Origin of the sequence: Saccharopolyspora soli, assembly GCF_022678645.1 — a bacterium.
GTDB classification, from domain to species: domain Bacteria; phylum Actinomycetota; class Actinomycetes; order Mycobacteriales; family Pseudonocardiaceae; genus Saccharopolyspora; species Saccharopolyspora soli.
Genome location: NZ_JALBWV010000173.1, coordinates 1 through 966, shown reverse-complemented (window position 1 = coordinate 966; position 966 = coordinate 1). Strand labels below are relative to the sequence as shown.

Below are 966 nucleotides of genomic sequence, written 5' to 3'. Positions count from 1 at the left end.
CCAACCTAAATAACTGTTCTTTGACTTGTGCCGCCTCCACTAGTAACCTCCTAGTTACTAGTCTGAGTGTTGAGGAGCAGCATGTCTGACAAACACGACTTGGAGACCGTGACCCTGACCGGTGGTCTGACCATCACGCGGATGGGATACGGGGCGATGCAGCTGGCGGGGCCGAACGTGTTCGGCGAGCCGCGGGATCGAGGTGAAGCGCTGGCGGTGCTGCGGGAAGCGGTCGAGTTGGGGGTGACCCACATCGACACGTCAGACTTCTACGGCCCGGTAGTGACCAACCGGCTGGTGCGCGAGGCGCTGCACCCCTACTCCGGCATCACCATCGCGACCAAGGTCGGAGCGCGCCGTGGTGCTGACGGGGCGTGGATCCCGTCGCTGGACCCCCAGGATCTGCAGGCCCAGGTGCACGACAACCTCGACCACCTGGGTATGGACGTGCTCGACCTCGTCTACCTGCGGCTGGGCTCCCACGAAGGCACCACCGACGAATCGCTGAAAGCCGAGTTCGAAGCACTCGCCGAACTCCGCGACCAAGGCAAGATCAAACACCTCGGACTCAGCGGGGTGTCCTCGGCGCAGCTGACCGAAGCCCAAACCATCGCCCCGGTCGTAGCGATCCAGAACCTCTACAACCTGGTCAACCGAGACGACGACGCACTCCTCACCCGCGCCGCGGCCGAGAACATCGCCTTCGCCTCCTTCTTCCCACTCGGCGGATTCAGCCCCCTGCAACACGGCATCCTCGACTCCGTCGCCACCCGCCTCGACGCCTCCCCCCAACAAGTCGCCCTCGCCTGGCTACTGCAACGCTCCACGACCTCCGTCGTCATCCCCGGCACCTCCACCCGCACCCACCTCCGCGACAACATCGCCGCCGCCACCCTCACCCTCCCCACCAACGCCATCACCGAACTCGACACCATCGCCACCACCCACCCCTAACCACCCGGCCAC

The 966-nt window shown here is 64.9% G+C and carries 1 protein-coding gene; it reads left to right on the top strand.

From position 1 onward, the window contains the following. Positions 1 to 81: 81 nt before the first annotated feature. Positions 82 to 954 carry an oxidoreductase gene (locus tag MOQ72_RS44150; protein ID WP_242192040.1) on the top strand — a complete coding sequence of 291 codons (873 nt, stop codon included), beginning with the start codon at positions 82 to 84 and terminating at the stop codon, positions 952 to 954. Positions 955 to 966 lie beyond the last annotated feature (12 nt).